This window comes from Streptomyces sp. 1222.5 (assembly GCF_900105245.1).
GTDB classification, from domain to species: domain Bacteria; phylum Actinomycetota; class Actinomycetes; order Streptomycetales; family Streptomycetaceae; genus Streptomyces; species Streptomyces albidocamelliae.
Genome location: NZ_FNSZ01000001.1, coordinates 5,719,653 through 5,746,490 on the forward strand (window position 1 = coordinate 5,719,653; position 26,838 = coordinate 5,746,490).

The 26,838-nt window shown below is 73.3% G+C and carries 21 protein-coding genes; 17 read left to right on the forward strand and 4 right to left on the reverse strand.

Annotated features, from left to right (window positions below; translation table 11 throughout):
• Positions 1-63 precede the first annotated feature (63 nt).
• From BLW57_RS25785 to BLW57_RS25800, 4 genes are all read left to right on the forward strand, one after another.
• A complete protein-coding gene (locus BLW57_RS25785; RefSeq protein WP_093477736.1) occupies positions 64-1,227 on the forward strand; it encodes a ComEA family DNA-binding protein in 1,164 nt (387 codons plus the stop codon).
• A complete protein-coding gene (locus tag BLW57_RS25790; RefSeq protein ID WP_256339588.1) occupies positions 1,224-4,058 on the forward strand; it encodes a ComEC/Rec2 family competence protein in 2,835 nt (944 codons plus the stop codon). Before BLW57_RS25785 ends, BLW57_RS25790 begins: the two co-directional genes overlap by 4 nt.
• A 79-nt stretch (positions 4,059-4,137) precedes the next feature.
• Positions 4,138-4,974, forward strand: a complete 837-nt coding sequence (locus tag BLW57_RS25795) for an arylamine N-acetyltransferase family protein (RefSeq protein WP_093477738.1) — start codon at positions 4,138-4,140, stop codon at positions 4,972-4,974.
• Between the two features lie 54 nt (positions 4,975-5,028).
• A complete protein-coding gene (locus BLW57_RS25800; protein WP_093477739.1) occupies positions 5,029-5,898 on the forward strand; it encodes an IS5 family transposase in 870 nt (289 codons plus the stop codon).
• Positions 5,899-5,974: 76 nt separating this feature from the next.
• On the opposite strand, the gene BLW57_RS25805 is transcribed toward BLW57_RS25800, so the two are convergent.
• Complete coding sequence (locus BLW57_RS25805) at positions 5,975-6,463, reverse strand: DUF4265 domain-containing protein (protein WP_176985719.1); 489 nt, start codon at positions 6,461-6,463, stop codon at positions 5,975-5,977.
• A gap of 273 nt (positions 6,464-6,736) precedes the next feature.
• Between BLW57_RS25805 and BLW57_RS25810 the strand changes: the two genes are divergently transcribed.
• Entirely contained in the window at positions 6,737-6,982 is a 246-nt protein-coding gene (locus tag BLW57_RS25810) for a hypothetical protein (RefSeq protein WP_093477741.1), read from the forward strand.
• A gap of 84 nt (positions 6,983-7,066) precedes the next feature.
• Entirely contained in the window at positions 7,067-8,056 is a 990-nt protein-coding gene (gene holA / locus BLW57_RS25815; protein ID WP_180361918.1) for a DNA polymerase III subunit delta, read from the forward strand.
• 499 nt (positions 8,057-8,555) lie between these two features.
• Here holA and rpsT read toward each other — a convergent pair whose 3' ends face one another.
• Complete coding sequence (rpsT, locus tag BLW57_RS25820) at positions 8,556-8,822, reverse strand: 30S ribosomal protein S20 (RefSeq protein ID WP_073893866.1); 267 nt, start codon at positions 8,820-8,822, stop codon at positions 8,556-8,558.
• A 227-nt stretch (positions 8,823-9,049) separates the two neighbouring features.
• Here rpsT and lepA point away from each other — a divergent pair, with 227 nt between their 5' ends.
• The 4 genes from lepA (at position 9,050) to hemW (ending at position 16,376) form a co-directional block, all read left to right on the forward strand.
• Positions 9,050-10,924: a translation elongation factor 4 gene (gene lepA / locus BLW57_RS25830; RefSeq protein WP_093477745.1), complete on the forward strand. Its 1,875-nt coding sequence runs from the start codon at positions 9,050-9,052 to the stop codon at positions 10,922-10,924.
• A gap of 261 nt (positions 10,925-11,185) precedes the next feature.
• Positions 11,186-13,060 (forward strand): AMP-dependent synthetase/ligase, encoded by a 1,875-nt coding sequence (locus BLW57_RS25835; protein WP_093477746.1) that lies wholly within the window; start codon positions 11,186-11,188, stop codon positions 13,058-13,060.
• Positions 13,061-13,295: 235 nt separating this feature from the next.
• A complete protein-coding gene (locus BLW57_RS25840) occupies positions 13,296-15,116 on the forward strand; it encodes a SpoIIE family protein phosphatase (protein ID WP_176985971.1) in 1,821 nt (606 codons plus the stop codon).
• Between the two features lie 27 nt (positions 15,117-15,143).
• Complete coding sequence (hemW, locus tag BLW57_RS25845; protein WP_093477748.1) at positions 15,144-16,376, forward strand: radical SAM family heme chaperone HemW; 1,233 nt, start codon at positions 15,144-15,146, stop codon at positions 16,374-16,376.
• A 12-nt stretch (positions 16,377-16,388) separates the two neighbouring features.
• Here hemW and BLW57_RS25850 read toward each other — a convergent pair whose 3' ends face one another.
• Both BLW57_RS25850 and BLW57_RS25855 read right to left on the reverse strand, forming a co-directional pair.
• Positions 16,389-17,249 carry a DUF3097 domain-containing protein gene (locus BLW57_RS25850; protein ID WP_256339589.1) on the reverse strand — a complete coding sequence of 287 codons (861 nt, stop codon included), beginning with the start codon at positions 17,247-17,249 and terminating at the stop codon, positions 16,389-16,391.
• A 34-nt stretch (positions 17,250-17,283) separates the two neighbouring features.
• A complete protein-coding gene (locus BLW57_RS25855; RefSeq protein WP_093477749.1) occupies positions 17,284-18,018 on the reverse strand; it encodes an MBL fold metallo-hydrolase in 735 nt (244 codons plus the stop codon).
• Positions 18,019-18,181: 163 nt separating this feature from the next.
• On the opposite strand from BLW57_RS25855, the gene hrcA reads away from it, so the two are divergent.
• The 7 genes from hrcA (at position 18,182) to BLW57_RS25890 (ending at position 26,722) form a co-directional block, all read left to right on the forward strand.
• Entirely contained in the window at positions 18,182-19,198 is a 1,017-nt protein-coding gene (gene hrcA / locus BLW57_RS25860; protein WP_093477751.1) for a heat-inducible transcriptional repressor HrcA, read from the forward strand.
• Complete coding sequence (gene dnaJ, locus BLW57_RS25865; protein WP_093477752.1) at positions 19,199-20,335, forward strand: molecular chaperone DnaJ; 1,137 nt, start codon at positions 19,199-19,201, stop codon at positions 20,333-20,335.
• A 214-nt stretch (positions 20,336-20,549) separates the two neighbouring features.
• Positions 20,550-21,638, forward strand: a complete 1,089-nt coding sequence (locus BLW57_RS25870; protein WP_093477754.1) for a nitronate monooxygenase — start codon at positions 20,550-20,552, stop codon at positions 21,636-21,638.
• Positions 21,635-22,375 carry a 16S rRNA (uracil(1498)-N(3))-methyltransferase gene (locus BLW57_RS25875; RefSeq protein ID WP_093477755.1) on the forward strand — a complete coding sequence of 247 codons (741 nt, stop codon included), beginning with the start codon at positions 21,635-21,637 and terminating at the stop codon, positions 22,373-22,375. The genes BLW57_RS25870 and BLW57_RS25875 overlap by 4 nt, the downstream gene beginning before the upstream one ends.
• Before the next feature lie 19 nt (positions 22,376-22,394).
• The gene (locus BLW57_RS25880) at positions 22,395-22,787 is read left to right on the forward strand and encodes a VOC family protein (RefSeq protein WP_093477757.1); all 393 of its coding nucleotides are present in this window, start codon (positions 22,395-22,397) and stop codon (positions 22,785-22,787) included.
• Positions 22,788-22,903: 116 nt separating this feature from the next.
• On the forward strand, positions 22,904-23,449 hold the full coding sequence (locus BLW57_RS25885) for a hypothetical protein (RefSeq protein WP_093477758.1): 546 nt from the start codon (positions 22,904-22,906) through the stop codon (positions 23,447-23,449).
• A gap of 45 nt (positions 23,450-23,494) precedes the next feature.
• Positions 23,495-26,722, forward strand: coding sequence for a S41 family peptidase (locus BLW57_RS25890; RefSeq protein WP_093477760.1), 3,228 nt, complete (start codon positions 23,495-23,497; stop codon positions 26,720-26,722).
• Positions 26,723-26,838: the final 116 nt, after the last annotated feature.

Here is a 26,838-nt window from a genome sequence, read left to right on the forward strand (position 1 = left end):
GCGGTCGTCCCCGGGAATTGACCAAGATCATTGCGAAGCGGTGGGATGTTCCATCCTCGTCGCATGGCACTTCGATCACGTTCCCGCACAGCCACTCCGACCAGCGGTCCCGGCCGCGGCCCGGCCTCCGACGGCCGCGTCCGGAGCCATCGTGACTCCGGGTTCCGCCGTGGCACCGGCCACCGGCGGGGCAGCGAGCACCGCCGCGTCCGCCCCCGGCCTCCGGCACCGGCGGAGGAGCTGCGCCGCCGCGCGGAACTGCTCTTCGGTGAACGAGCGGTGCGGCCACGGGAGTCGGACAATGGGCCGCCGGACGGGGCGGGGCTTCCGGCGAACGCGACGACGTCGACGGCGGCGACAGCGTCGACGGCGGCGGGGACGGCGACGACGAGGGTGGAGGGTCCGGCGCCCGGACCGAGTCCGCTCCGTACGGCGACCGCACCGGTGCCGCCGACGGCTCAGGAACCCGAAGCGGTGGACACCGATGTCCTGTTGGAGCCGGAGGCGGCGCCCACCCCGCTGAGCCGGCGGGAGCGAGCCGGGACGGCGCTGCGGGAGCGGATGCCGCTGTGGCTCCAGGCGCGGTGCGGCGTCGAGCGACGGGGAGTCGTGGCGCTCACCGTGGTGCTCGTGGCCGCCGCCGTGTTCGCCGTGCAGCACTTCTGGACCGGCCGCACCCAGTCCGTGAGCGCCCCTCAAGTGGTGCGTGCCGAGGCGCCCTTCGCCCGGGAACGCCCGGACGCCAAGGGCTCGGAGGCCGTGGTCGCCTCGGCGGCGCCCGGCAGCCGGATCGTCGTGGACGTCAGCGGCAAGGTCCGCGAACCCGGCATCCACCGGCTGCCGGCCGGCTCGCGGGTGGCCGACGCCCTGCGAGCCGCGGGCGGCGTGCGGCCGGGCGCGCGCACCGACGGGCTCAACCGGGCCCGATTCCTGGTGGACGGCGAGCAGATCGTCGTCGGCACGCCCGCCGGGGCGCCGGCACCACCGGGTCTCCCCGCCGGCACCACCCCCGGAGGCGCGGGCAGGGGCCCCGCGGCTCCGGTCTCCCTGAACACCGCCACCGCCGACCAGCTCGACGCCCTGCCCGGGGTCGGCCCGGTCCTGGCCCAGCACATCCTGGCCTACCGCACCCAGCACGGCGGCTTCCGGTCGGTGGACGAACTCCGTGAGGTCAACGGGATCGGCGACCGCCGCTTCTCCGATCTGCGGAACCTGGTCCGGCCATGAGCCGGGTGCTCGACGAAGCCGCCCCCGGCGCAGGGCCCGAGGAGCGCGAGGAGGCCGGTCCGGACCGGGCGGGCCCCCTGGACCTGCGTCTCGTCCCGCCCGCGCTCGCGGCCTGGGCCACGGCGGCCTCGACGCTGGACGCACCCGCGAGCCGGGCCGCCGGGCTCGCGGCCGTGTGCCTGGTCGGCGGGCTCGTCCTGCTCTGCGCGCGGGGCATCGGACAACGACGTACGGCTCGGACCGGGCAGGAGCGGACCGGGCGGAGTGCGCCGGTGCCTGGGGCGAGCCCGCGGACGGACCTGGCCGATCCGGGCGAGCGGGCGGGCGGCCGGTTCGGGTGGGCCCGCCCTTCGGCCGCCGCCGTTCTGCTCTGCGTCGCCGCGGCCGCCGCCTCCGCCGGACTGCACGGCGCGGACCTGCGGCGCGGGCCGGTGCCCGAGCTGGCCCGGCGGTTCGCGACGGTGACCGCAGAGGTGGAGCTGAGCGGCGACCCCTGGCTGAGCAGGCCGCGGGTGCGCGGCGACCGCACGGCGTCCGAGGCGGTGCTGATCCGGGCGGAGGTGCGCCGCGTGGAGGAGAGCGACGGGACGGGCGTGCGGACCCGGACCCCGGTGCTCCTGGTGATCGACGCGGACGTGCCGGCGCCGGCCGGGGGAGCCCTGCTCGGTCCGGGTGCACCGGGGTCGTCGAGCACCGCCGCCGGGGAGACACCCGGTGGGGACGCCGAGCACGAGCACGAGCACGAGCACGGCGACGGTTCGCGGGAGTGGCCGGCGGCCGCGGGCGCGGGCGGATCCACAGGGGTGCCGTCGACCCGATTGCGTGGCAGCGTGCCGGGCGGGCGTGCCGCCTGGCTGGGACTGCTGCCGTCCACGCGGCTGCGGGTCGGCGGGCGGCTGGCGCCCGCCCTGACGGATGGTGACCGGACCGCGGCCGTGCTCCGGGTGCGGGGGCGGCCGGGGCCGCGAACCGTGGCCGGGCCCAGCGGGCCGCAACGGCTCGCGGGGCGGCTCAGGGCCGGGCTGCGGCAGGCGACCGACGGCCTGCCGGGGGACGCGCGGGCGCTGCTTCCCGGACTGGTCGTCGGGGACACCGCACGGATCACGCCCGAGCTGGACGGCGCCTTCAAGGAGACGGACCTGGCGCACACGCTCGCGGTGTCCGGCAGCAACCTCACGGTGCTGCTCGCCCTGCTCATCGGCCCACCGGGCCTGGCCCAGCTGGCGGAGCGCCGTGGCCTCGCCCCGCGCCTGGGGCTCTCGCTGCGGGCGACCGCCCTGTCCGCGGGAGCACTGACGCTGGCGTTCGTCGTCGTGTGCCGCCCCGACCCCAGCGTGCTGCGGGCCGCCGCCTGCGGTGCGGTGGCACTGCTCGCCCTGGCCACCGGGCGCCGCAGATCCCTGGTACCGGCGCTGGCGGCGGCCGTGCTGCTGCTGGTGCTGTACGACCCGTGGCTGTCCCGCAGTTACGGCTTCCTGCTCTCCGTGCTGGCCACCGGCGCGCTGCTGGTCCTGGCCCCGGGCTGGACCGAGGCGCTGCGACGGCACCGGGTACCGCCGAGGCTGGCCGAGGCGCTGGGGGCCACCGCGGCCGCGCAGGCCGTGTGCGCGCCGGTCGTGGCGGTGCTGTCGGCCCGGGTCAGCCTGGTGGCGGTGCCGTGCAACCTGCTGGCCGAGGCGGCGGTGGCGCCGGCCACGGTGCTGGGGTTCGCGGCGCTCGCGTCGGCCCAGGTGGCGATGCCGGCGGCCAAGGCATTCGCCTGGTGCGCGAGTTGGCCCGCGGGATGGATCGCCGGGGTCGCCCGGACGGGGGCGGCGCTGCCCGGCGCCGGGGTGGACTGGCCCGGAAGCTGGGCGGGAGCGCTGCTGCTCGCGGCGGTCACGGTGGCCGTCGTCCTGACGGGACGGAGGCTGCTGCGGCGCCCGTGGTGGTGCGGACTGCTCGGGCTGCTGCTCCTGCTGGCGGTGGTACGGCCGGCACCTCTGACGCGGGTGATCACGGGCTGGCCGCCGCCGGACTGGCGGTTCGCGATGTGCGACGTGGGACAGGGGGACGCGACCGTGCTCGCGGCGGGGGAGGGAGCCGGGATCGTCGTGGACGCGGGGCCCGATCCGGCACCGGTCGACCACTGCCTGCGGCACCTGGGCATCACCCGCATCCCCCTCCTCGTCCTGACCCACTTCCACGCCGACCACGTGGCCGGACTGCCGGGTGTCCTGCGGGGGCGTTCGGTGGCCGAGATCGAGACCACGGGATTCGAGGAACCCGCCGGCCAGGCCGCGTTCGTCAGAAGGGAGGCCGCGGCGCGGCACATTCCCGTCACCCGTGCCGTCGCGGGGGAGGAGCGGCGCAGCGGACCGCTCGCCTGGCGCGTGCTGTGGCCCCCGCCGAGCGTCCGGCCGCCTCCGGGCGCACCGGCACCGGCGCCGTGGCCGGGCGCCCCGCCGGAACCGGACGGACCGAACGACGCCAGTGTCGCGCTGCTCGTCCGCACCGGTGGAATGCGGCTGCTGCTGCTCGGAGACCTCGAACCCCCGGCCCAGCAGGCGCTGCTGAGGTCCCCGGCGGCGGCGGACCTCGCCGGTGTGGACGTGCTGAAGGTGGCCCACCACGGCTCGGCCTACCAGGAACCGGAGTTGATGCGACTGGCGGCGCCCCGGGTGGCCCTCGTGTCCGCCGGTGCCGACAACCCGTACGGCCACCCGGCGCCGTCGACGCTGGCAGCGCTGCGGTCCGGTGGCGCGGTGGTGCTGCGCACCGACCGGGACGGAGCGCTCGCGGTCACGAGGGCCCGGGGAGCGGGCGGGGAGGTGCGGGTGACGAAGGAGTGAGGAGCGCGCCCCCCCATGCGCCGGGGCCGATACGAACCCGGCCCGCGCCCGCGGGCGGGCGGTCGCCCAGACTGGTCCCATGAACTCAGCACAGGTCGATGCCTACCTCCTCCGGCTCGGGGTGGTGCGCCCGCGGCGGCCCACCGGTGAGGCCCTGCGCGAGCTGCATCTGCGGCATCTGCGGACCGTTCCCTTCGAGAACCTGTCGATCCACCTCGGCGAGGAGATCGTGCTGGAGGAGAAGCGGCTGCTGGACAAGGTGACCGGCACGCCACGTGGCGGCTTCTGCTACGAACTGAACGGCGCCTTCGCGGCGTTGCTCACCGCGCTCGGCTACGAGGTCGAGCTGCTCGCGGCCCGCGTGTACGGCGACGAGGGGCGGCTCGGCATCCCCTACGACCATCTCGCGCTGCGGGTGGGGACGGCGGACGGCGGGACCTGGCTCGCGGACGTCGGGTTCGGGGCGCACAGCCACTACCCGTTGGACTGGGCCGAACGCGGCGAGCAGGACGATCCCGGCGGGCGCTTCCGTCTGGTGGCTGCCGGGCCCGACGCGGCGGGCGCGCTCGGTGGGGGCGACGCGGCGGGCGCCGGGGACCTGGACGTCGTACGGGACGGCAGGCCGCAGTACCGGCTGGAGACGCGGACCCGGGTGCTCGCGGACTTCGCGGCCGGTGCCTGGTGGCACAGCACGTCACCGTTGTCGCACTTCACGAGGTCGCTGGTCTGCTCCCGGGTCACCGAGGACGGCGGGCGGATCACACTGGGCGGGCGCACGCTGACGACGACGGCCGCCGGCGGGTCCCGCGAGAAGCGGGAGCTGAAGAGCGACGAGGAGGTGCTGGGGGTGTACCGGGAGCGGTTCGGGATCGAGCTGGACCGTGTACCGGCCGTGCGGAACGGCGACCGCACCTAGTCCGTGTTTTGGAAGTCGGTTCTACTCTTCGCCTTTCATCGTGATGATCGCGGTGTGGGGCGAGGGGATCTTTCTGACAGGCAGTGGGCGGTGCTGGAACCGCTGTTGCCGATCGCGAGGCTGGGGCGGCCGTCGTTGGGCCGGCGGAGGCTGATCAATGGGATCCGGTGGCGGGTGCGGACCGGTGCTCCGTGGCGGGATCTGCCGTCGGAGTACGGGCCGTGGCAGACGGTCTACGGACTCTTCCGCCGCTGGCAACGCGACGGCACCTGGCCCGAACTGCTGACCCGCCTGCAGGTCCGGGCCGACGCGGCAGGGTTGATCACGTGGGAGGTCAACATCGACTCCACGATCTGCCGGGCCCATCAGCACGCCGCGGGTGCCCGCCGCCACGGCCAGTTCCAGAAGGAGCCGCCGGGCGGAACCCGCACCGAGCCGGACGACCACGGCCTGGGCCGGTCCCGGGGAGGCTTCACCACCAAGATTCATCTGGCCTGTGAACAGGGGCAGCGACCGCTGTCGTTGCTGGTCACTGCAGGTCAGCGTGGCGACAGTCCTCAGTTCGCCGCCGTCCTGGAAGGCATCCGAGTGCCCCGCACCGGACCAGGCCGTCCCCGTGTGCGGCCGCTGCGGGTGCGGGGCGACAAGGCGTACTCCTCCCACGCCAACCGGGCCTACCTGCGAAAGCGCGGGATTCGCTGCACGATCCCGGAGCCCGCAGACCAAACCGCCAACCGGAGGCGGCGAGGAAAGGCCGGCGGGCGGCCTCCGGCCTTCGACTGCGAGGACTACAAGGCCCGGCACGCGGTCGAGTGCGGGATCAACCGGCTCAAGCGAAACCGGGCGGTCGCCACCCGGTTCGACAAGCTCGCGGTCCGCTTCGAGGCCACCGTCCTGATAGCCGCGATCGGCGAATGGATATGACGAACCTGAGCGGACGGTTCCTGCACGAGAACGATGCAACCTGGCTCACTGCAGGCTGGAACGGGGGCCGCTGCCCTCACGGTCGCACAGTGGCTTCCCAGGCGGCAGTGACACACCCTTCTTCCCAGTGCCACCACTCCTTCGTCTCGCCGTGCTCCAACAGCTCGCGAATTTTCAGCAGGTCTGCCTGAGGCGGGACGTCCAAGGCCACCATCCCGAACCGCTCGATGCCTTCGCCCGTCGTGCCGAGGCGATGGAAGACCTCCAGCACGCTCTGCCGGGCAGCGGCAGAGCCGTCGTCCTTCAGCACGATGAGCCGGATGGTGCAGTTCTGCGAAGGCTCCACTGTTTCTCCGGCCCAGAGAAGACCGTCATCATCCGGTTGAACCCTGATGACGTCACCACTGGCGACTCCGCGGACGAACCAGGGAGTGTTGTCCAGGCGCACCGTGCCATCGCCCAGGTCGACAGCCCACAGACTCTCGACACTCGCTGGCGGCCATCCGTCCCCGTCTATCTCCATGCGGAAATGGACCTTCACGTGGTCGTCACTGATGTTCGTCACCGAACCATCATCCACTTCGCATCCAACAGACCAGCCTGCGGAGCACGCAGGTGCGTGCCGCCGGGCCCGGCTGGCAGCTCGCGAAGATCGCCGACCGTCGCCAGATGATCGGCTTCTAAAACACGGCCTAGCCGGCGACCGCCCCCGGCCGGCCACTGGACCTGGCCCGCAGCCGTACTTGGCCGGCGACCGCATCCGGCGCGGGACCGCACCCGGCCCGGGACCGCACCCGGCCGGGGCCTCGCCTCTCTGCCCGTGCCGGAGAATGGGCCCGTGAGCGATGTGAGACACGTGCTGGTGCTGCCCGACCGCGATGCCGCCGAGGAGGCCGCCGAGGCGTTCGGGGAGCGGTTCGGGGCCGCCGAGGAGCCCCGGCTCGTCCGGGACGCGCTGGCCGGTGAGGACGACGCCGAGGACGCCCAGTGGCTGCTCGTCCTGCGGGACGAGGACGAGCGGCTGGACCCGGCGGAGCTGGACGCGTTCGCGGGGGAGTGGGACGGCTGGCGCGAGGAGCCGTGATCCCGAGGCGGAGCCGGGAGACCGGGGGCCGCTCCGGGTGCGCGGCCCGTCTCGTTGTCGGTGCCGCGTGGGATGCTGTGGGGGATGGCCAGGAAGACTGAGAATGACGACCCTCTCGCCCCGGTGACCCTCGCCGTGGGCCAGGAGGACCTCCTGCTCGACCGTGCCGTGCAGGAGGTGGTGGCCGCCGCCAGGGCCGCCGACGCCGACACGGACGTACGCGACCTCACCCCGGACCAGGTGCAGCCCGGCACGCTCGCCGAGCTGACCAGTCCGTCGCTCTTCGCCGAGCGGAAGGTCGTGGTCGTACGCAACGCGCAGGACCTGTCCGCCGACACGGTCAAGGACGTGAAGGCGTACCTCGGGGCGCCCGCCGAGGAGATCACCCTCGTGCTGCTGCACGCCGGCGGGGCCAAGGGCAAGGGGCTGCTGGACGCCGCGCGCAAGGCGGGTGCGCGGGAGGTGGCCTGTCCGAAGATGACCAAGCCGGCGGACCGGCTGGCCTTCGTGCGGGGCGAGTTCCGCTCCTTCGGGCGGTCGGCCACGCCCGAGGCGTGCCAGGCGCTGTGCGACTCGATCGGCAGCGACCTGCGGGAGCTGGCCTCCGCGGTGTCCCAGCTCGTCGCCGACGTGGAGGGGACGATCGACGAGGCGGTCGTCGGGCGGTACTACACGGGCCGGGCGGAGGCCTCCAGTTTCACGGTCGCCGACCGGGCCGTGGAGGGGCGCACCGCCGAGGCGCTGGAGGCGCTCAGGTGGTCGCTGGCGACGGGTGTCGCGCCGGTGATGATCACCAGTGCGCTGGCGCAGGGCGTGCGGGCCATCGGGAAGCTGTCCTCCGCGCGCGGCGGCCGGCCCGCTGATCTCGCGCGTGAGCTGGGCATGCCGCCGTGGAAGATCGACCGGGTCCGGCAGCAGATGCGGGGCTGGACGCCGGACGGGGTGGCGACGGCGATGCGCGCGGTCGCCGAGGCCGACGCGGGCGTCAAGGGCGGCGGCGACGACCCCGAATACGCCCTGGAGAAGGCGGTCGTGGTGATCGCCCGAGCGGCCCGCTCCCGCGGCCGCGGCTAGCCGCTCCGCCCCGTGCGGCCGGCTCCGCGGAGCCGGCCGCGCCGCCCTGGGCAGCCCACCCCCAGCGGTGCCGGTCACTCCAGCACGAGCGCGTAACGCAGCGGAGCCGCTCCCGCGGCCGCGGCTGGCCACTCCGTCCCGTGCGGCGGCTCTGTGGAGCCGGCCGCTCCGACTCGCGCAGTCCCCCCCGGGGGGTGTCGGCCGCTCCGGCACGAGCGCGTAACGCAGCGGCGGACGGCCGACCGAACGCCTGCGGGCGCCCGCCGACCGATCACGCTGGACGCCCGAACAGCCCGAACAGCCCGCAGACCCGTGGTCCGGAATGCCGGAACCCCGGCTGCCGCCCTGGGGAAGGGAGGTGGCCGGGGTTCCGGTTGAAGCTTGCGAGCCCGTTCCCGCGTGGCGAACGCAGGCCGCGAACAGGCTCTTGGGTGCCGGACGGGAGCGGATGAGAGAGGGCCCGCTCTGGGTCCCTCCGGCGGTCAGATCAGAAAGGGTTTCAGCCCTTGAGAGCGACGACCTTGGAAGCAAGCGCCGACTTCTTGTTGGCGGCCTGGTTCTTGTGGATGACGCCCTTGGAGACGGCCTTGTCGAGCGCACGCGCGGCAGCGCGCTGCAGCTCGGTGGCCTTCTCCACGTCACCCGCGGCAGCGGCCTCACGGGCCTTGCGGATCGCGGTCTTCAGGGAGGACTTGACGGCCTTGTTGCGCAGCCGAGCCTTCTCGTTGGTCTTGATCCGCTTGATCTGGGACTTGATGTTCGCCACGAAGGAGCCTTTTCAGGTTCAGGTGCCGGGCCGGGAGAGATCCCGTACCGGTGATCCAAATTTTCTCTGACGTGCCTCGCGCTGAGAGGGCATGAGGCACAGCCATCTACAGTACCAGTGGCCCTCCGGACGGCCCAAAACGGCCCCCGGTCGCTCCGCGTGGGACCATGGAGACTACGTAACGATCCGACCCGAGGCATAAGGCGCCTCAAGAGACAGGACCCTGCGTGCCCGCGACCCCTAACAATGTGCCCGCGCCGAGCCGTACCGCCCCGGCCCTGATCCGCAACTTCTGCATCATCGCGCACATCGACCACGGCAAGTCCACGCTCGCCGACCGGATGCTCCAGCTGACCGGTGTCGTCGAGCAGCGGCAGATGCGTGCTCAGTACCTCGACCGGATGGACATCGAGCGCGAGCGCGGCATCACGATCAAGTCCCAGGCGGTGCGTCTGCCCTGGGCCCCGACCGAGGGCCCCGACCAGGGCACGACCCACATCCTCAACATGATCGACACTCCGGGGCACGTCGACTTCACCTACGAGGTCTCGCGGTCGCTGGCCGCCTGCGAGGGAACCATCCTCCTCGTGGACGCCGCCCAGGGCATCGAGGCGCAGACCCTCGCCAACCTCTACCTGGCGATGGAGAACGACCTCACGATCATCCCGGTGCTGAACAAGATCGACCTGCCGGCCGCGCAGCCGGAGAAGTTCGCCGAGGAACTGGCGAACCTGGTCGGCTGCGCCCCGGAGGACGTGCTCAAGGTCTCCGCGAAGACCGGTCTGGGCGTCGACGCGCTGCTGAACAAGGTCGTCAAGGAGATCCCGGCGCCTGTCGGGGTCGCCGACGCGCCCGCCCGCGCGATGATCTTCGACTCGGTCTACGACTCGTACCGCGGTGTCGTGACGTACGTCCGTGTCATCGACGGCCAGCTCAACAAGCGCGAGCGCATCAGGATGATGTCGACGGGCGCCACGCACGAGCTGCTGGAGATCGGTGTCAGCTCGCCCGAGATGCTGCCGGCCGACGGCCTCGGCGTCGGCGAGGTGGGCTACCTCATCACCGGTGTGAAGGACGTCCGCCAGTCCAAGGTCGGTGACACCGTCACCAGCCAGAGCAAGGGCGCCACCGAGGCACTCGGCGGCTACAAGGACCCGAAGCCGATGGTCTTCTCGGGTCTGTACCCGCTCGACGGCTCGGACTACCCGGAGCTGCGCGAGGCCCTCGACAAGCTCCAGCTGAACGATGCCGCGCTGGTCTACGAGCCGGAGACCTCCGCCGCCCTCGGCTTCGGTTTCCGCGTCGGCTTCCTCGGCCTGCTGCACCTGGACGTGATCAGGGAGCGGCTGGAGCGCGAGTTCGGCCTCGACCTGATCGCGACCGCGCCGAACGTGGTCTACCGCGTGCTCATGGAGGACGGGACCGAGCACACGGTCACCAACCCCAGCGAGTTCCCCGAAGGCAAGATCAACGACGTGTACGAGCCGGTCGTGCGCGCCACCATCCTGGCGCCGACCGAGTTCATCGGCTCGATCATGGAGCTGTGCCAGACCAGGCGCGGCACCCTGCTCGGCATGGACTACCTGTCCGAGGACCGGGTCGAGATCCGCTACACCCTCCCGCTCGCGGAGATCGTCTTCGACTTCTTCGACCAGCTGAAGTCCAAGACCCGCGGCTACGCCTCCCTCGACTACGAGCCCACCGGCGAGCAGACGTCGAGCCTGGTCAAGGTCGACATCCTGCTGCACGGCGACAAGGTGGACGCCTTCTCGGCGATCACGCACAAGGACGCGGCGTACGCGTACGGCGTGCGACTCGTCGCCAAGCTGCGCGAACTCATCCCGCGGCAGGCGTTCGAGGTGCCCATCCAGGCGGCCATCGGCTCGCGGGTCATCGCCCGCGAGACGATCCGTGCCATCCGCAAGGACGTCCTCGCCAAGTGCTACGGCGGCGACATCTCGCGTAAGCGCAAGCTGCTGGAGAAGCAGAAGGAAGGCAAGAAGCGGATGAAGATGGTGGGTTCCGTGGAGGTTCCGCAGGAAGCCTTCATCGCCGTCCTGTCCAGTGATGACAGCGCGGGGTCGGGCAAGGGCAAGAAGTAGTCACGGGTAACTCCGGGTCACGTCCGCAAACCGGGCACGAGGGGGCTCGTCGTACGAAAGTGCGGCGGGCCCCTACGCGCGCGTAGCGTCGCTCTGCGTGGAAAGTGACAGGCCGAAGCCTCTTACGCAGCGGCCGGTCGCGGCTTACTCTGATCCCTGCTCGATAGTTACTCGCGAGTTAAACAACAGCTCGAAAACCCACCGTGAGTTAACCCAGCCGCACCGAGTCAGCCGCACCGTCGCGGGCCCCCGGAGGATGTCGTGAGCGACACACAGACCCTGATCGAGAACCGTCCGCCGTCCGTGGCGGCCCTCTTCCTGGAGCGCGTCGCGGCCACACCGGACGCCGAGGCCTACCGGTACCCGGTGCCGTCGGCCTCCGGGCAGGGACCCGACGAGTGGAGGTCGCTCAGCTGGGCCCAGGCGTCCGAGCGCGTGTACGCGATCGCGGCCGGGCTCATCGAACTGGGCGTGCAGCCCGAACAGCGGGTGGCGCTCGCCTCGTCCACCCGGGTGGAGTGGATCCTCGCCGACCTCGGCATCATGTGCGCCGGCGGCGCCACGACCACGATCTACCCGCAGACCAACGCCGACGAGTCGGCGTTCATCCTCTCCGACTCCGAGAGCCGGGTGCTGATCGCCGAGGACGCCGCCCAGGTCGCCAAGGCGGTCGAGAAGCGTGCCGAGCTGCCCGAGCTGGCGAAGGTCGTCGTCGTCGACCCGGCCGGTGTCGAGTCGGACGACTGGGTGATCACCCTCGACGAGCTGGAGCGGCGCGGCGCCGCGTACCTGGAGAAGCACCCGCAGCTGATCAAGGAGCGGGTCGGCGCGATCACCAGGGAGCAGCTCGCCACCCTCATCTACACCTCCGGCACCACCGGCCGCCCCAAGGGCGTGCGCCTGCCGCACGACAACTGGGCCTACATGGCGAAGGCGATCGCGTCGACCGGCCTGGTCACCCTGGACGACGTGCAGTACCTGTGGCTGCCGCTCGCCCACGTCTTCGGCAAGGTGCTCACCTCCGGGCAGATCGAGGTCGGGCACGTGACCGCCGTGGACGGCCGCGTCGACAAGATCATCGAGAACCTGCCGGTGGTGCAGCCGACGTACATGGCGGCCGTGCCCCGCATCTTCGAGAAGGTCTACAACGGCGTCGCCGCCAAGGCCCGGGAGGGCGGCGCCGCCAAGTACAAGATCTTCCAGTGGGCCGCCGAGGTCTCGCGCGAGTACGCCAAGGTCACCCAGGACAACTTCCGCCGCACCGGCACCGCCTCGGTACCCTTCGGGCTCGCCGCCAAGCACAAGGTCGCCGACACCCTCGTCTACGCCAAGCTCCGCGAGGCCTTCGGCGGCCGGCTGCGCGCCTGCGTCTCCGGCGCCTCCGCGCTCGCCCCGGAGATCGGTTACTTCTTCGCCGGCGCCGGCATCCACATCCTGGAGGGCTACGGCCTCACCGAGTCCTCCGCGGCCTCCTTCGTCAACCCCGGCGAGGCATACCGCACCGGCACCGTCGGCAAGCCGCTGCCCGGCACCGAGGTCCGCATCGCCGACGACGGCGAGATCCTGCTGCGCGGCCCCGGCATCATGGAGGGCTACCACGGGCTGCCCGAGAAGACCGCCGAGGTGCTGGAGTCCGACGGCTGGTTCCACACCGGTGACATCGGCGAGCTGTCGCCCGACGGCTACCTGCGGATCACCGACCGCAAGAAGGACCTCATCAAGACCTCCGGCGGCAAGTACGTGGCGCCGGCCGAGGTCGAGGGCCAGTTCAAGGGCGTGTGCCCGTACGTCTCCAACATCCTCGTGCACGGCGCCGACCGGAACTACTGCACCGCCCTGATCGCCCTGGACGAGCTCGCGATCCAGGACTGGGCGAAGGAGAACGGACTGGCCGGCAAGTCGTACGCGGAGATCGTCGCGGCGCCGCAGACCGTCGAAATGGTCGACGGTTACGTCCAGGAGCTCAACGCGGGTCTCCAGCGCTGGCAGACCATCAAGAAGTTCCGTCTGCTGCCCCGCGACCTCGACGTGGAGCACGGCGAGATCACGCCGAGCCTGAAGCTCAAGCGGCCGGTGGTGGAGCGCGAGTACAAGCACCTCATCGACGGCATGTACGCGGGCACCCGCGAGGGCTGAGCGGCCGCCCCGGCCCCGGGAGGACCCCGTCCTCCCGGGGCCGGGGCGCGCCCGGAACATCCGCATTACCCGTTCGCGGCGCCGGGCGGAAGCCCTGCCCGGGGGTTGCTCGAACCCGGTCGGATTTCCGACCGTCTTCGCACACTCACGTAGCACAGTTCTCACCCGTGACGGTCCACTTCGGTCACTGACCGCTTATGCGTGCCGTCGTTGTGTCACCCTGAGCCGCATGGACATGGCGGCCATACCCGCGCAGCGGGAGAGCGAGGCCCCGCACCGTGAGGTCCGGGGCCGGACCACGCTGCCCGGGAGCCCCCTCGCGCCGGGGTCGGCCCGCGGACTGGTGCGGGCCGCGCTGGCCGAGGTGCCCGAGGTGTCCGCCCGGCTCGCCGACGACGCCATGGCCGTCGTCAGCGAGCTCGTCACCAACGCCGTCGTGCACGCCGGCACCGACGTGGAGGTCGACTGGCGGCTGGAGGAGACCGGCGCGTTCGTCGTGGAGGTCCGCGACCGGCACCCCTCCCGCGCCCCGCGCGACCCCCTCGGCGGTGAGGTGCCCCACGACGCCGCCGAGCACGGCCGTGGGCTGCGGCTGGTCGCCACCCTCGCCGAGTCCTGGGGCGTCACCTACCGCAAGGGCGCCAAGACGGTCTGGGCGCGGCTTCCCCCGGGCGGCAGCGAGGCGACGGACGGCCCCGCATCCGGCCCGGCCCTGGACGTCGCCGAGGACCTCGCCCCGCAGCCGCCCCGCACCGGCGGCGACCGGGACTGGCTCGGCCGGGGCGCGCTGTCCTTCCTCGCCGAGGCCTCCGATCTGCTCGCCGGACAGCTGGACGAGAACCTGGTCGCCGCCCTCACCGGCCAGCTGATCGTGCCCCGGCTCGCCGACTGGTGCGCGATCTGGCTGGAGGACGAGGCCTCCGCTCGCGGCGGCACCGGCGGCGGCCCGGCACGGGTCTGGCACGCCAGCGAGGCCCGCATCGAAGAGCTGCGGTGCGCCCTGGAGAAGGATCCGCCGTGCCCCCGGGACGGGCTGCGCTCCGGCCCGGAGCACTACCCCTGGCCCGGTGATGCGCTCGGCCCGCGGGGCGCCGACGGCACGGCGCTCGCGTACCGGCTGATCGCGGGTGGCCGGCCGCTCGGCACGCTGGTCATCGGCCGCTGCGGACCGGCCCGGTTCCCCGACGAGGTCACCGGGCTCGTGGAGGACCTGAGCAGGCGGGTCGCCCTCGCCGTCGGCGCGGCCCGCCAGTACGCCCGCCAGGCCACGATCAGCGCCGTCCTCCAGCGCGGCCTGCTGCCCGGCGCGGTCGCCGAGATCCCCGGTGTGCGCAGCGCGCTCGTGTACGAGCCGTGCGACAAGGGCGGCCCGAGCGGGGACTTCTACGACCTCTTCCCGGCCGGCGACGGCCGCTGGTGCTTCGCCGTCGGTGACGTTCAGGGCAAGGGCCCCGAGGCCGCCGTGGTGATCGGTCTCGCCCGCCCCTGGCTCCGGCTCCTGGCCCGCGAGGGCTACCGCGTCGCCGACGTCCTCGACCGCCTCAACCAGCTCCTCCTCGACGACGCCACCGAGGCCGCCGACGCCGCGGCCCGCGCCCTGGTCGCCGCCGGCGGTCGGCCCGTGGTGCCCGGCGACGGCCCGCAGACCCGCTTCCTGTCCCTGCTCTACGGCGAACTGACACCGCACGAGGGCGGGGTCCGCTGCACCCTCGCCTCTGCCGGGCACCCGCTGCCGCTCGTCCTCGGCCCCGACGGCGGCGTGCGCTCCGTCGCCCGGCCGCAGACCCTGCTCGGCGTGGTCGAGGACGAGACGTACACCAGCGACACCGTCGACCTGCGGCCCGGCGACAGTCTGCTGTGCGTCACCGACGGGGTGACCGAGCGCCGCTCCGGCTCCCGCCAGTTCGACGACGACGACGGCCTCGCCCGTGCCCTGTCCGGCTGCGCCGGGCTCGGCGCCGAGCTGATCGCGGAAAGGATCCGCCGCCTGGTCCACGACTTCGGCGGCGGCCTCCCCGAGGACGATCTGGCCCTGCTGGTGCTCCAGGCGGAGTGACGCCCGCGGTGCTGGACAATGGAAGGCATGCCTTCCGCACTTCCCGACGGCGAGCCCGTCCCCGACGACGGCGCGCTGCCCGTCCCCGCGCTCGCCGGCGCCGCCGAGCGGCCCCTCGGGTTCTATCTGCACGTCCCGTACTGCGCGACCCGCTGCGGCTACTGCGACTTCAACACCTACACCGCGACCGAGCTGCGCGGCACCGGCGGTGTGCTCGCCTCCCGCGACAACTACGCGGACACCCTGATCGACGAGATCCGCCTCGCCCGTAAGGTCCTCGGCGACGACCCGCGCGAGGTCCGCACGGTCTTCGTCGGCGGCGGCACGCCCACGCTGCTCGCCGCCGGCGACCTGGTCCGCATGCTGGCCGCCGTCCGCACCGAGTTCGGCCTGGCGCCGGACGCGGAGATCACCACGGAGGCCAACCCGGAGTCGGTGGACCCCGCGTACCTGGCCACCCTCCGCGAGGGTGGCTTCAACCGTGTCTCCTTCGGCATGCAGAGCGCGCGGCAGCACGTACTGCGGACACTCGACCGGACCCACACCCCGGGCCGCCCCGAGCGCTGCGTCGCCGAGGCACGGGCGGCAGGCTTCGAGCACGTCAACCTCGACCTGATCTACGGCACCCCGGGGGAGAGCGACGACGACTGGCGGGCCTCGCTGGACGCCGCGATCGGTGCCGGACCGGACCACGTCAGCGCGTACGCGCTCATCGTCGAGGAGGGCACCCAGCTCGCCCGGCGCATCCGCCGGGGCGAGATCCCGATGACGGACGACGACGCCCACGCCGACCGGTACCTGATCGCGGACGAGACCCTGTCGGCGGCGGGCTTCGCGTGGTACGAGGTCTCCAACTGGGCGACCTCGCGGGCGGGCCGGTGCCTGCACAACGAGCTGTACTGGCGGGGCGCCGACTGGTGGGGCGCGGGCCCGGGCGCCCACAGCCACGTCGGCGGAGTGCGCTGGTGGAACGTGAAGCACCCGGGCGCGTACGCGGCGGCGCTCGCGTCGGGGCGGTCGCCGGGCGCCGGGCGTGAGGTGCTGTCGGACGAGGACCGCCGGGTGGAGCGGATCCTGCTGGAGCTGAGGCTCAGCGAGGGCGCGCCGCTGGACCTGCTGAAGGAGGCGGGCCTCGCGGCCTCCCGCCGCGCCCTGTCGGACGGCCTGCTCCAGGCGGGGCCGTACGACGAGGGGCGCGCGGTGCTCACGCTGCGCGGGCGGCTGCTGGCCGACGCGGTGGTGCGGGACCTGGTCGACTGAGCCCGCAGGCCGTCACGCCGGCGCCGTGACGAAGTCGATCAGTTCCTCCACGCGGCCCAGCAGCTCCGGCTCCAGGTCCTTGTAGGACCGCACCCGGGACAGGATCGACTGCCAGGCGGCGCCCGTGTTCTCCGGCCAGCCCAGGGCCCGGCACACGCCCGTCTTCCAGTCCTGGCCGCGCGGTACCGTCGGCCAGCCCGCGATCCCCAGGGACGACGGCTTCACCGCCTGCCAGATGTCGATGTACGGGTGGCCGACCACCAGCGCGTGTCCGCTCGTCACCGACTCGGCGATGCGCCACTCCTTCGTGCCCGGCACCAGGTGGTCCACGAGCACGCCCAGCCGCGCGTCCGGGCCCGGCGCGAACTCGGCCACGATCGACGGCAGGTCGTCGACGCCCTCCAGGTACTCCACGACCACGCCCTCGATGCGCAGGTCGTCGCCCCAGACCCGCTCGACCAGCTCGGCGTCGTGCCGGCCCTCGACGTAGATGCGGCCGGCGCGGGCCACGCGCGCGCGTGCGCCGGGCACGGCGACCGAGCCGGAGGCGGTGCGGGTGGGCCGTACCGGGCCCGCGGCGGGCCGCACCAGGGTGACCACCCCGCCCTCCAGCAGGAAGCCGCGCGGCTCCAGCGGGAACACCCGGTGCTTGCCGAAGCGGTCCTCCAGGGTCACCGTGCCGGCCTCGCAGCGGATCACCGCCCCGCAGAACCCGGTACCGGCCTCCTCGACCACCAGCCCTGGGTCGGCCGCGACCTCCGGGACCGGCTTCGGCTTCTTCCAGGGAGGAGTCAGGTCGGCGGAGTACGCACGAGGGCGCGGGCCCGAAGGGCCCTCGGGGGAAGGGCGGTGGTGGGAGGCGGGTGGGCGCATTCGGATGACGATAGGAGAAGCCGTGGGCCGGTGCTCACGACACGCCGAAACGCGTGGCCAGGGCCTCGCGTTGACGTCGTACGAAGCCCGCGTCGACCACCGCTCCGTGACCGGGCACGTACAGCGCGTCCTCGCCGCCGAGCGCCAGCAGCCGGTCGAGCGCGGCCGGCCACCGCGAGGTGACGGCGTCCGGGCCCGCCTGGGGCTCGCCGGACTCCTCGACCAGATCGCCGCAGAACACCACCTCCGGCCCGCCGGACACGCTCGCCGGGACCAGGACCGCCAGGTCGTGCGCGGTGTGACCGGGGCCCACGTTGGCCAGCAGCGCCTGTCGGCCCTCACCGAGGTCCAGGGTCCACTCGCCGGAGACCAGGTGCCGGGGCGGGGCCAGCGCGTCGACCGCCTCGTCCGCGTCCGCCACCGCCAGACCGTTGCGGACCGCGTCCAGGCGCAGTTCCTCGCGCTCGTGGGTGAACACCGCGTCGACGCCGACCGCCGCGTACACCTCGGCCCCGGCGAACGCGGCCGCCCCGAAGACGTGGTCGAAGTGGGGATGGGTGAGCGCGAGATGTGTCACACGTCCACGGGACAGCTCCTGGGCCGCGGAGCGCAGCCGCGCCCCCTCGGCGAGGCTGGAACCGGCGTCCACCATCAGCGCCGTGCTCCCGCTCAGCACCAGGCCCACCGTGCAGTCCCAGCCGGGCAGCCGGCACCGTCCGACACCGGCGGCCAGCCGTTCCCATCCCAGGTCTTCCCAAGTCACCGTCATACCGCGACGCTAACGTCACGAGCCGGTACGGACCGGACCGACCTTGCCCGGTCAGTACCCCACGGCCGTACACTGGGCCGGGGAATGCTGGCACTCGCACGGGAAGAGTGCCAGGCGGACGACCCGAAGGGCCGAGGGGACGACGTGCAGGAGGTGCGCGCGAATGCTGAGTGAACGCAGGCTTCAGGTACTGCGCGCCATCGTCCAGGACTACGTGGGCACCGAGGAGCCGGTGGGTTCCAAGGCGCTCACCGAGCGGCACAGCCTCGGCGTCTCCCCGGCCACCGTCCGCAACGACATGGCGGCCCTGGAGGACGAGGGGTACATCGCGCAGCCGCACACCAGTGCCGGGCGCATCCCCACCGACAAGGGCTACCGGCTGTTCGTGGACAAGCTCGCGGGCGTGAAGCCGATGACCGGGCCCGAGCGGCGGGCGATCCAGAACTTCCTGGAGGGCGCCGTCGACCTCGACGACGTCGTCGCGCGGACGGTGCGGCTGCTGGCGCAGCTGACCCGGCAGGTCGCGGTCGTGCAGTACCCGTCGCTGACCCGGTCCACCGTCCGGCACGTGGAGCTGCTCTCGCTCGCCCCCGCGCGCGTGATGCTCGTGCTGATCACGGACACCGGCCGGGTCGAGCAGCGGATGGTCGACTGCCCGGCGCCGTTCGGCGAGGCCTCACTGGCGGATCTGCGGGCGCGGCTGAACAGCCGGGTCGCCGGCCGCCGGTTCACGGACGTGCCGCGACTGGTCGAGGACCTCCCGGAAGGCTTCGACGTCGACGATCGCGGTACGGTCTCCACGGTGCTCTCCACCCTTCTGGAGACACTGGTCGAGGAGAACGAGGAGCGGTTGATGATCGGCGGTACCGCCAATCTCACCCGCTTCGGGCACGACTTCCCCCTCGTGATCCGGCCCGTCCTGGAGGCACTGGAGGAGCAGGTCGTGCTCCTCAAGCTCCTGGGCGAGGCGAAGGACCCCGGCGTGACCGTGCGCATCGGCCACGAGAACGCCCATGAAGGACTCAACTCCACGTCCGTCGTGTCGGTCGGCTACGGTTCGGGCGGCGAGGCGGTTGCCAAGCTCGGCGTGGTCGGACCGACCCGCATGGACTACCCGGGAACGATGGGAGCGGTACGCGCAGTGGCACGGTACGTCGGACAGATCCTGGCGGAGTCGTAAGTGGCCACGGACTACTACGCCGTTCTCGGCGTGCGCCGCGACGCGTCGCAGGATGAGATCAAGAAGGCGTTCCGTCGGCTCGCGCGCGAGCTGCACCCGGACGTCAACCCGGATCCGAAGACCCAGGAGCGGTTCAAGGAGATCAACGCCGCCTACGAGGTGCTGTCGGACCCGCAGAAGAAGCAGGTCTACGACCTCGGCGGCGACCCGCTCTCCCAGTCGGGCGGCGCGGGTGCGGGCGGCTTCGGGGCCGGTGGCTTCGGCAACTTCTCGGACATCATGGACGCGTTCTTCGGTACGGCGTCGCAGCGCGGGCCGCGCTCGCGCACCCGGCGCGGCCAGGACGCGATGATCCGGATCGACGTCGAGCTGGACGAGGCGGCCTTCGGCACGACCAAGGACATCCAGGTCGACACCGCGGTCGTCTGCAACACCTGCAACGGCGAGGGCGCGGCCCCCGGCACGTCCGCCCAGACGTGTGACATGTGCCGCGGCCGGGGCGAGGTCTCCCAGGTCACCCGGTCCTTCCTGGGCCAGGTCATGACCTCCCGTCCCTGCCCCCAGTGCCAGGGCTTCGGCACGGTCGTGCCGACCCCGTGCCCGGAGTGCGCCGGTGACGGCCGGGTCCGCTCGCGCCGCACGCTGACCGTCAAGATCCCGGCCGGTGTCGACAACGGCACCCGCATCCAGCTCGCGGGCGAGGGCGAGGTCGGCCCGGGCGGCGGTCCGGCCGGTGACCTGTACGTCGAGATCCACGAGCTGCCGCACTCGACGTTCCAGCGGCGCGGCGACGACCTGCACTGCACGGTCACGATCCCGATGACCGCGGCGGCCCTCGGCACCAAGGTGCCGCTGGAGACCCTGGACGGCATGGAGGAGGTCGACATCCGGCCCGGCACCCAGTCCGGCCAGTCGATCCCGCTGCACAACCGGGGCGTCACGCATCTGCGCGGCGGCGGCCGGGGCGACCTGATCGTGCACGTCGAGGTCACGACCCCGACCAAGCTCGACCCCGAGCAGGAACGGCTCCTGCGGGAGCTGGCCAAGCTCCGCGGCGAGGAACGCCCCCAGGGCCAGTTCCAGCCGGGTCAGCAGGGGTTGTTCTCCCGGTTGAAGGACGCCTTCAACGGGCGCTGACGCCGTGCGCCGCGGGAGTGGCCGGGTGCCCGGGGGGTCCTCCCGGGCAGGCGCGGTCGGCCCGGGCCGGCAGGGGCTGTTCTCGCGGTCGAAGGACGCCTTCGAAGGGCGCCGAGGCGGGCCGTACGGGGTGCTCCGGCACCCCTATGCCGGTGGCCTATGCCGCGGGAAGCCCGGATTCGGACTTGTTCGGGGGACGTGACAACATGCGCTCATGTCCTCCGCGCTGACCGATCTCTTCCCTCACCCGATCGTGCAGGCCCCCATGGCGGGCGGCGGTTCCGTCCCGCAGCTCGCCGCAGCCGTCTCCGAGGCCGGCGGCCTCGGGTTCCTCGCCGCCGGGTACAAGACGGCCGACGGCATGTACCAGGAGATCAAGCAGCTGCGGGGGCTCACGAGCCGGCCCTTCGGTGTGAACGTGTTCATGCCCCAGTCCGAGTACGCCGAGTCCGGCGCCGTGGAGGTCTACGCCCACCAGCTGGCCGGGGAGGCCGCCTGGTACGAGACCGAGCTGGGCGACCCGGACAGCGGACGGGACGACGGCTACGAGGTCAAGCTCGCCGTGCTCCTGGACAACCCGGTCCCGGTGGTGTCCTTCCACTTCGGCGTGCCGAGCCGTGAGGCGCTCGACGCGCTGCGCCGGGTCGGCACCCTCACCCTGGTCACCGCCACCACCGCCGAGGAGGCCCGCGCGGTCGAGCGGGCCGGGGCGGACGCGGTGATCGCGCAGGGCGTCGAGGCGGGCGGCCACCAGGGCACGCACCGGGACATTCCGGAGAACGACGGGTCCGGCATCGGGCTGCTGTCGCTGATCGCGCAGATCCGTGAGGCCGTGCGCATCCCGGTCGTCGCCGCGGGCGGCATCATGCGCGGCGGCCAGATAGCCGCCGTCCTCGCGGCGGGCGCCGACGCGGCCCAGCTCGGCACCGCCTTCCTCGCCACCCCCGAGTCGGGCGCTCCCGCGCCCCACAAACAGGCACTCACCGACCCGCTGTTCGCGCGTACCGAACTGACCCGCGCCTTCTCCGGCCGGCCGGCGCGCGGACTGGTCAACCGCTTCGTACGCGAGCACGGCCCCTACGCCCCCGCCGCCTACCCCGAGATCCACCACCTCACCGCCCCGCTGCGCAAGGCCGCCGCCAAGGCCGCGGACGCGCAGGGCATGGCGCTGTGGGCGGGCCAGGGCCACCGGCTGGCCCGGGAGCTGCCCGCCGGGCGGCTGGTGGAGGTGCTGGCCGCCGAACTCGCCGAGGCCAGGACAGCGTTGTCGAACCTGCCCGGAACCGGAGGTGAGCGGCGATGACCGCACCCGTCTTCGTCGTGGACCGACTCGAGGGGGTCGGCCCGGAGTTCGTGCTCGACGGCCCCGAGGGCCGGCACGCGGTATCGGTGAAGCGGCTGCGGCCGGGCGAGGACGTGGTCCTCACCGACGGGTGCGGCCACTGGGCCGAGGGCGTCGTCAAGGCGGCCGAGGGCAAGGACCGGCTGGTGGTCGCCGACCTGGCGCCCGTCCGCGAGGAACCCCCGGCCGCCCCGCGGATCACTGTCGTCCAGGCCCTGCCCAAGGGTGACCGGGGCGAACTCGCCGTGGAGACCATGACCGAGGTCGGCGTCGACGCGATCGTGCCCTGGCAGGCGTCCCGCTGCATCACCCAGTGGAAGGGCGACCGGGGCCTGAAGGCCCTCGGCAAGTGGCGGGCCACGGCCCGGGAGGCCGGCAAGCAGTCCCGCCGGGTCCGCTTCCCCGAGGTCGCGGACGCGGCGACGACCCGGCAGGTCGGCGCGCTGCTGGCCGGCGCGGACTTCGCGGCCGTCCTGCACGAGAGCGGCGACGAACGCCTGGCCACCGCCGAACTGCCGGCCGCCGGTGAGATCATGTTGGTCGTCGGGCCCGAAGGCGGCGTATCCCCAGAGGAGTTGGCGTTGTTCGCGGAGGCGGGCGCCAGGCCCTACGTGCTCGGCCCCACCGTGCTGCGCACATCCACCGCCGGCACCGCCGCCGCGGCCCTCCTGCTGGGCCGCACCGGCCGCTGGTCCTGACACCATCTGGGGGACAATCGTGGAACTCGCCCAAGTCCGGCTCCTGGTGACCGACTTCGCCGCCTGCTACCGCTTCTACGCCGACGTCCTCGGCCTGAAGCCGCAGTCCGGCGCGACCGAGGGCCCGTACGAGAAGTTCAGCGCGCACGCCGGCTCCGCCGGGATCGCCCTGCAGGACCGGGTGATGATGGCCGAGGTCCTCGACGAGCTGAACGGGACCGTCACCGGCCACCGCTCGCTGGTCGTGCTGCGGGTGGACGACCTCGACGCCTACTGCGCGGAGATCACCTCCCGGGGCGCCGTCCTGATCCACGGCCCGGCCCCCATGACCGACCGGATGCGCGTGGCTCACCTCAAGGATCCCGAGGGCAATCTGGTCGAACTCCAGGAGTGGCTGCTGCTGCTCGGCTGACCGGGCTTCCGGTGGGCGAAGTCCCCTGCCGGGGGGCGCGTCGGCCGCTTCCCCGAACGGGTGAGTGGCCGTATGCGCCCTTCCGTCCCGGCCGGACCGGTGGCACCCTGCCCTTCATGGGGGCTTCGAGACGGATCCGGGCCGGGACACGCGGGACGCGGACGTGGGCCGTCGCGGGACTGGCCGTGCTGGCCGGCGGCGCCATGGTGGCGTGCCAGGGCGATCTCAGCACCGCGACCGTCGCCTACACCACCGACACCACGGCGACGGCCCGGCTGAAACACGAGCACGTGGACGTCAGCTGGCTGACCTGCACCGGCAGCTACGGCGACGGCGGCGGTACGGCGGCCGGGACGCCCTCGCCGTCCGAGACCACCGTCGTCTCCGTCGACTGCCGGGGCGAGACCAAGGACCGGCGGAAGATCACCGTCACCGGGAAGGTCACCAAGGCCGTCGACGGCGCCTGCGTGCGCGGCGACCTGACGGCCAGGGTCGGCGGCAGACAGGTCTTCCACGTCGACGGGCTCGGCGACTGCGACGCCACGCCCGGGCCGACGTACCGCCCGCCCACCGGAGGGGGGCGGCCGACCGTGACGGTCACCGTCACCCGGACCCTCTGGTGCAAGGGCGACCCCACCTGCTGGCCCGTCGAGGGCAAGTGATCGAAAGGGGAGCGGGGCGCACCGGCCGCTGCGTACAGTGACGGGGTGACTCAGGGTGCTTCGACGGGAACCACGGAAACCTCCGCCTACCTCCGATTCCCCCATGTTCGGGGCGACTTGGTGGCATTCGTCGCCGAGGACGACGTCTGGCTGGCGCCCCTCGACGGTGGGCGCGCCTGGCGGGTCAGCGCCGACAACAGGCCGGTGGCCAGACCCCGGATCTCACCGGACGGGCGCCTCCTCGCCTGGACCTCCACCCGGGACGGCGCCCCCGAGGTGCACGTCGCCCCCGTCGACGGGGGCCCCGCCCGACGGCTGACGTACTGGGGCAACGGCCGTACCGGGGTGCGCGGCTGGACCGCCGACGGACGCGTCCTCGCGCTCGGCGCGCAGGGCCGGCCCAGCTTCCGCCAGACCTGGGCGCACGCCGTACCGCTGGACGGCGGCCCCGCCGAGACGCTGCCGTACGGGCCCGTCGGCGACCTGGCGTTCGGGCCGGCCACGGTGCTGCTGTCCGTGCCGATGGGGCGCGAGGCCGCCTACTGGAAGCGCTACCGGGGCGGCACGGCCGGCAAGCTGTGGATCGACCGGGCCCCCGACGGCGAGGGCACCGGCGATTTCGTCCGGCTGCACGAGGACGTCGACGGGAACATCGAGTGCCCGGTGTGGGTGGGGGACCGGATCGCGTTCCTCTCCGACCACGAGGGCACGGGCGCCCTGTACTCCTCCCTCGCCGACGGCTCCGACCTGCGCCGGCACACCCCTCTCGGCGGCTTCTACGCCCGCCACGCGGCCGGCGACGGCAGCCGGGTCGTCTACAGCAGCGCCGGTGAGCTGTGGCTGCTGGACGACCTGGAGGGCGCCGAGCCGCGCCGGCTGGACGTACGGCTCGGCGGCCCCCGGGTGGACCTGCGGCCCCGCCCGGTGAACGCCTCCCAGTGGTTCGGCGAGGCGTCCCCGGACCACACCGCGCGCGGCAGCGTCGTGTGCGTGCGCGGCGGCGTCCACTGGGTCACCCACCGCTCGGGGCCGGCCCGCGCCCTCGCCGCCACCCCCGGCGTCCGCGCCCGCCTGCCCCGCGCCTTCCGCGCCGACGGCGAGGAGTGGGCGGTGTGGGTGACGGACGCCGAGGGCGACGACGCCCTGGAGTTCGCGCCGGCGACCGGGACCGTGCCCGGTGCCCCGCCCCGCCGGCTCGCCGCCGGGCAGCTCGGCCGGGTCCTGGAGCTCGCCGTGTCGCCCGACGGCAGCCGGGCCGCGGTCGCCGCGCACGACGGGCGGCTGCTGCTCGTCGAGCGGGAGACCGGTGAGGTCCGCGAGGTCGACAGCAGCGACGACGGCGAGGTCTCCGGACTCGCCTTCTCCCCCGACTCCGCCTGGCTCGCCTGGGCCCACCCCGGCCCGCGCCCGCTCTCCCAGCTGCGGATCGCCCACACCACCGACCTGTCGGTCACCGAGGCGACCCCGCTGCGCTTCCAGGACTACGCGCCCGCCTTCACCCTCGACGGCAAGCACCTCGCCTTCCTCTCCAACCGCGCCTTCGACCCGGTTTACGACGAGCACGTCTTCGACCTCGCGTTCGTGGTGGGCGCGCGGCCGCATCTGATCACCCTGGCCGCCACCACCCCGTCCCCGTTCGGGCCGCAGCGCCACGGCCGGCCCTTCGAGACCTCCGACAAGGAGGAGACCGCCGAGGGCGAGGGCACCCCCGCCACGCGCATCGACCCCGAAGGCCTCGCCGACCGGATCGTGCCCTTCCCGGTGGAGGCCGGCCGCTACTCCGGCCTGCGCGCCGCCAAGGACGGCGTCCTCTGGCTGCGCCACCCCGTGCACGGTGTCCTCGGCGCCTCCCGGGCCCACCCCGAGGACCCCGACCCGCACACCGAGCTGGAGCGTTACGACCTCGCCCAGCGGCGCCTGGAGCACCTGGCCTCCGACGCCGACCACTTCGAGGTCAGCGGCGACGGCAAACGCGTCCTGCTGTGGAGCGACGGCCGGCTCCGGGTCGTCCCCGGCGACCGCCGTACCGGCGGCGAGGACGACGGCGACACCAGCGTCACCGTGGACCTCGCCCGCGTCCGGCAGACCCTCGACCCGGCCGCGGAGTGGCGGCAGATGTACGAGGAGACCGGCCGCCTGATGCGCGACCACTTCTGGCGCCCCGACCTCGGCGGTGTCGACTGGGACGGTGTCCTCACCCGCTACCGCCCGCTGCTGGCCCGGCTCGCCACCCACAGCGACCTCATCGACCTGCTGTGGGAGGTGCACGGCGAACTCGGCACCTCGCACGCCTACGTGACTCCGCGCGGCGGCCGCGGCGGCGCCCGGCACGGCCTGCTCGGCGCGGACATCTCCCGCCACGAGGACGGTAGTTGGCGCATCGACCGCATCCTGCCCGCGGAGACCTCCGACCCGGACGCCCGCTCCCCGCTGGCCGCGCCCGGTGTCGCCGTGCGCCCCGGCGACGCGATCATCGCCGTCGCCGGTCACGCCGTCGACCCGGTGACCGGCCCCGGCCCCCTGCTCGTCGGCACGGCCGGCCACCCCGTCGAGCTGACCGTCTCCCCGGCGGGCGGCGGCGAACCGCGCCACGCGGTCGTCGTCCCCGTCGCCGACGAGGAGGCCCTGCGCTACCACGCCTGGGTCGCCGACCGCCGCGCCCACGTCCACACCGCCTCCGGGGGCCGGCTCGGCTACCTCCACGTCCCCGACATGCAGGCCCCCGGCTGGGCGCAGATCCACCGCGACCTGCGCGTGGAGGTGACCCGGGAGGGGCTCGTCGTCGACGTCCGCGAGAACCGGGGCGGGCACACCTCCCAGCTCGTGGTGGAGAAACTCGCCCGCCGGATCATCGGCTGGGACCTGGCGCGGGGCATGCGCCCCACCAGCTACCCGCTCGACGCGCCCCGCGGCCCGGTCGTCGCCGTCGCCAACGAGTTCTCCGGCTCCGACGGCGACATCGTCAACGCGGCCATCAAGGCCCTCGGCATCGGACCGGTCGTCGGCACCCGCACCTGGGGCGGCGTCATCGGCATCGACAGCCGCTACCACCTGGTCGACGGCACCCTCGTCACCCAGCCCAAGTACGCGATCTGGCTGGAGGGCCAGGGCTGGGACGTGGAGAACCACGGCGTCGACCCGGACGTCGAGGCCGTCCAACGCCCCCAGGACTGGGCGGCGCAGCGGGACACCCAACTGGACACGGCCATCACCCTGGCCCTGGAGGCACTGGAGAACAGTCCCGCGAAGACACCTCCGGGCATGCCCGCCTGAGGGCGCGGGGCGGTGCCGATGTGCGGCTTTGCCGCGTGGGCGCGACAAGCCACCGAAGACCCGCGGCCGAACGACTAACATGCCCCCGTAACCGATCACCGCCGAAAGCGAGCGCA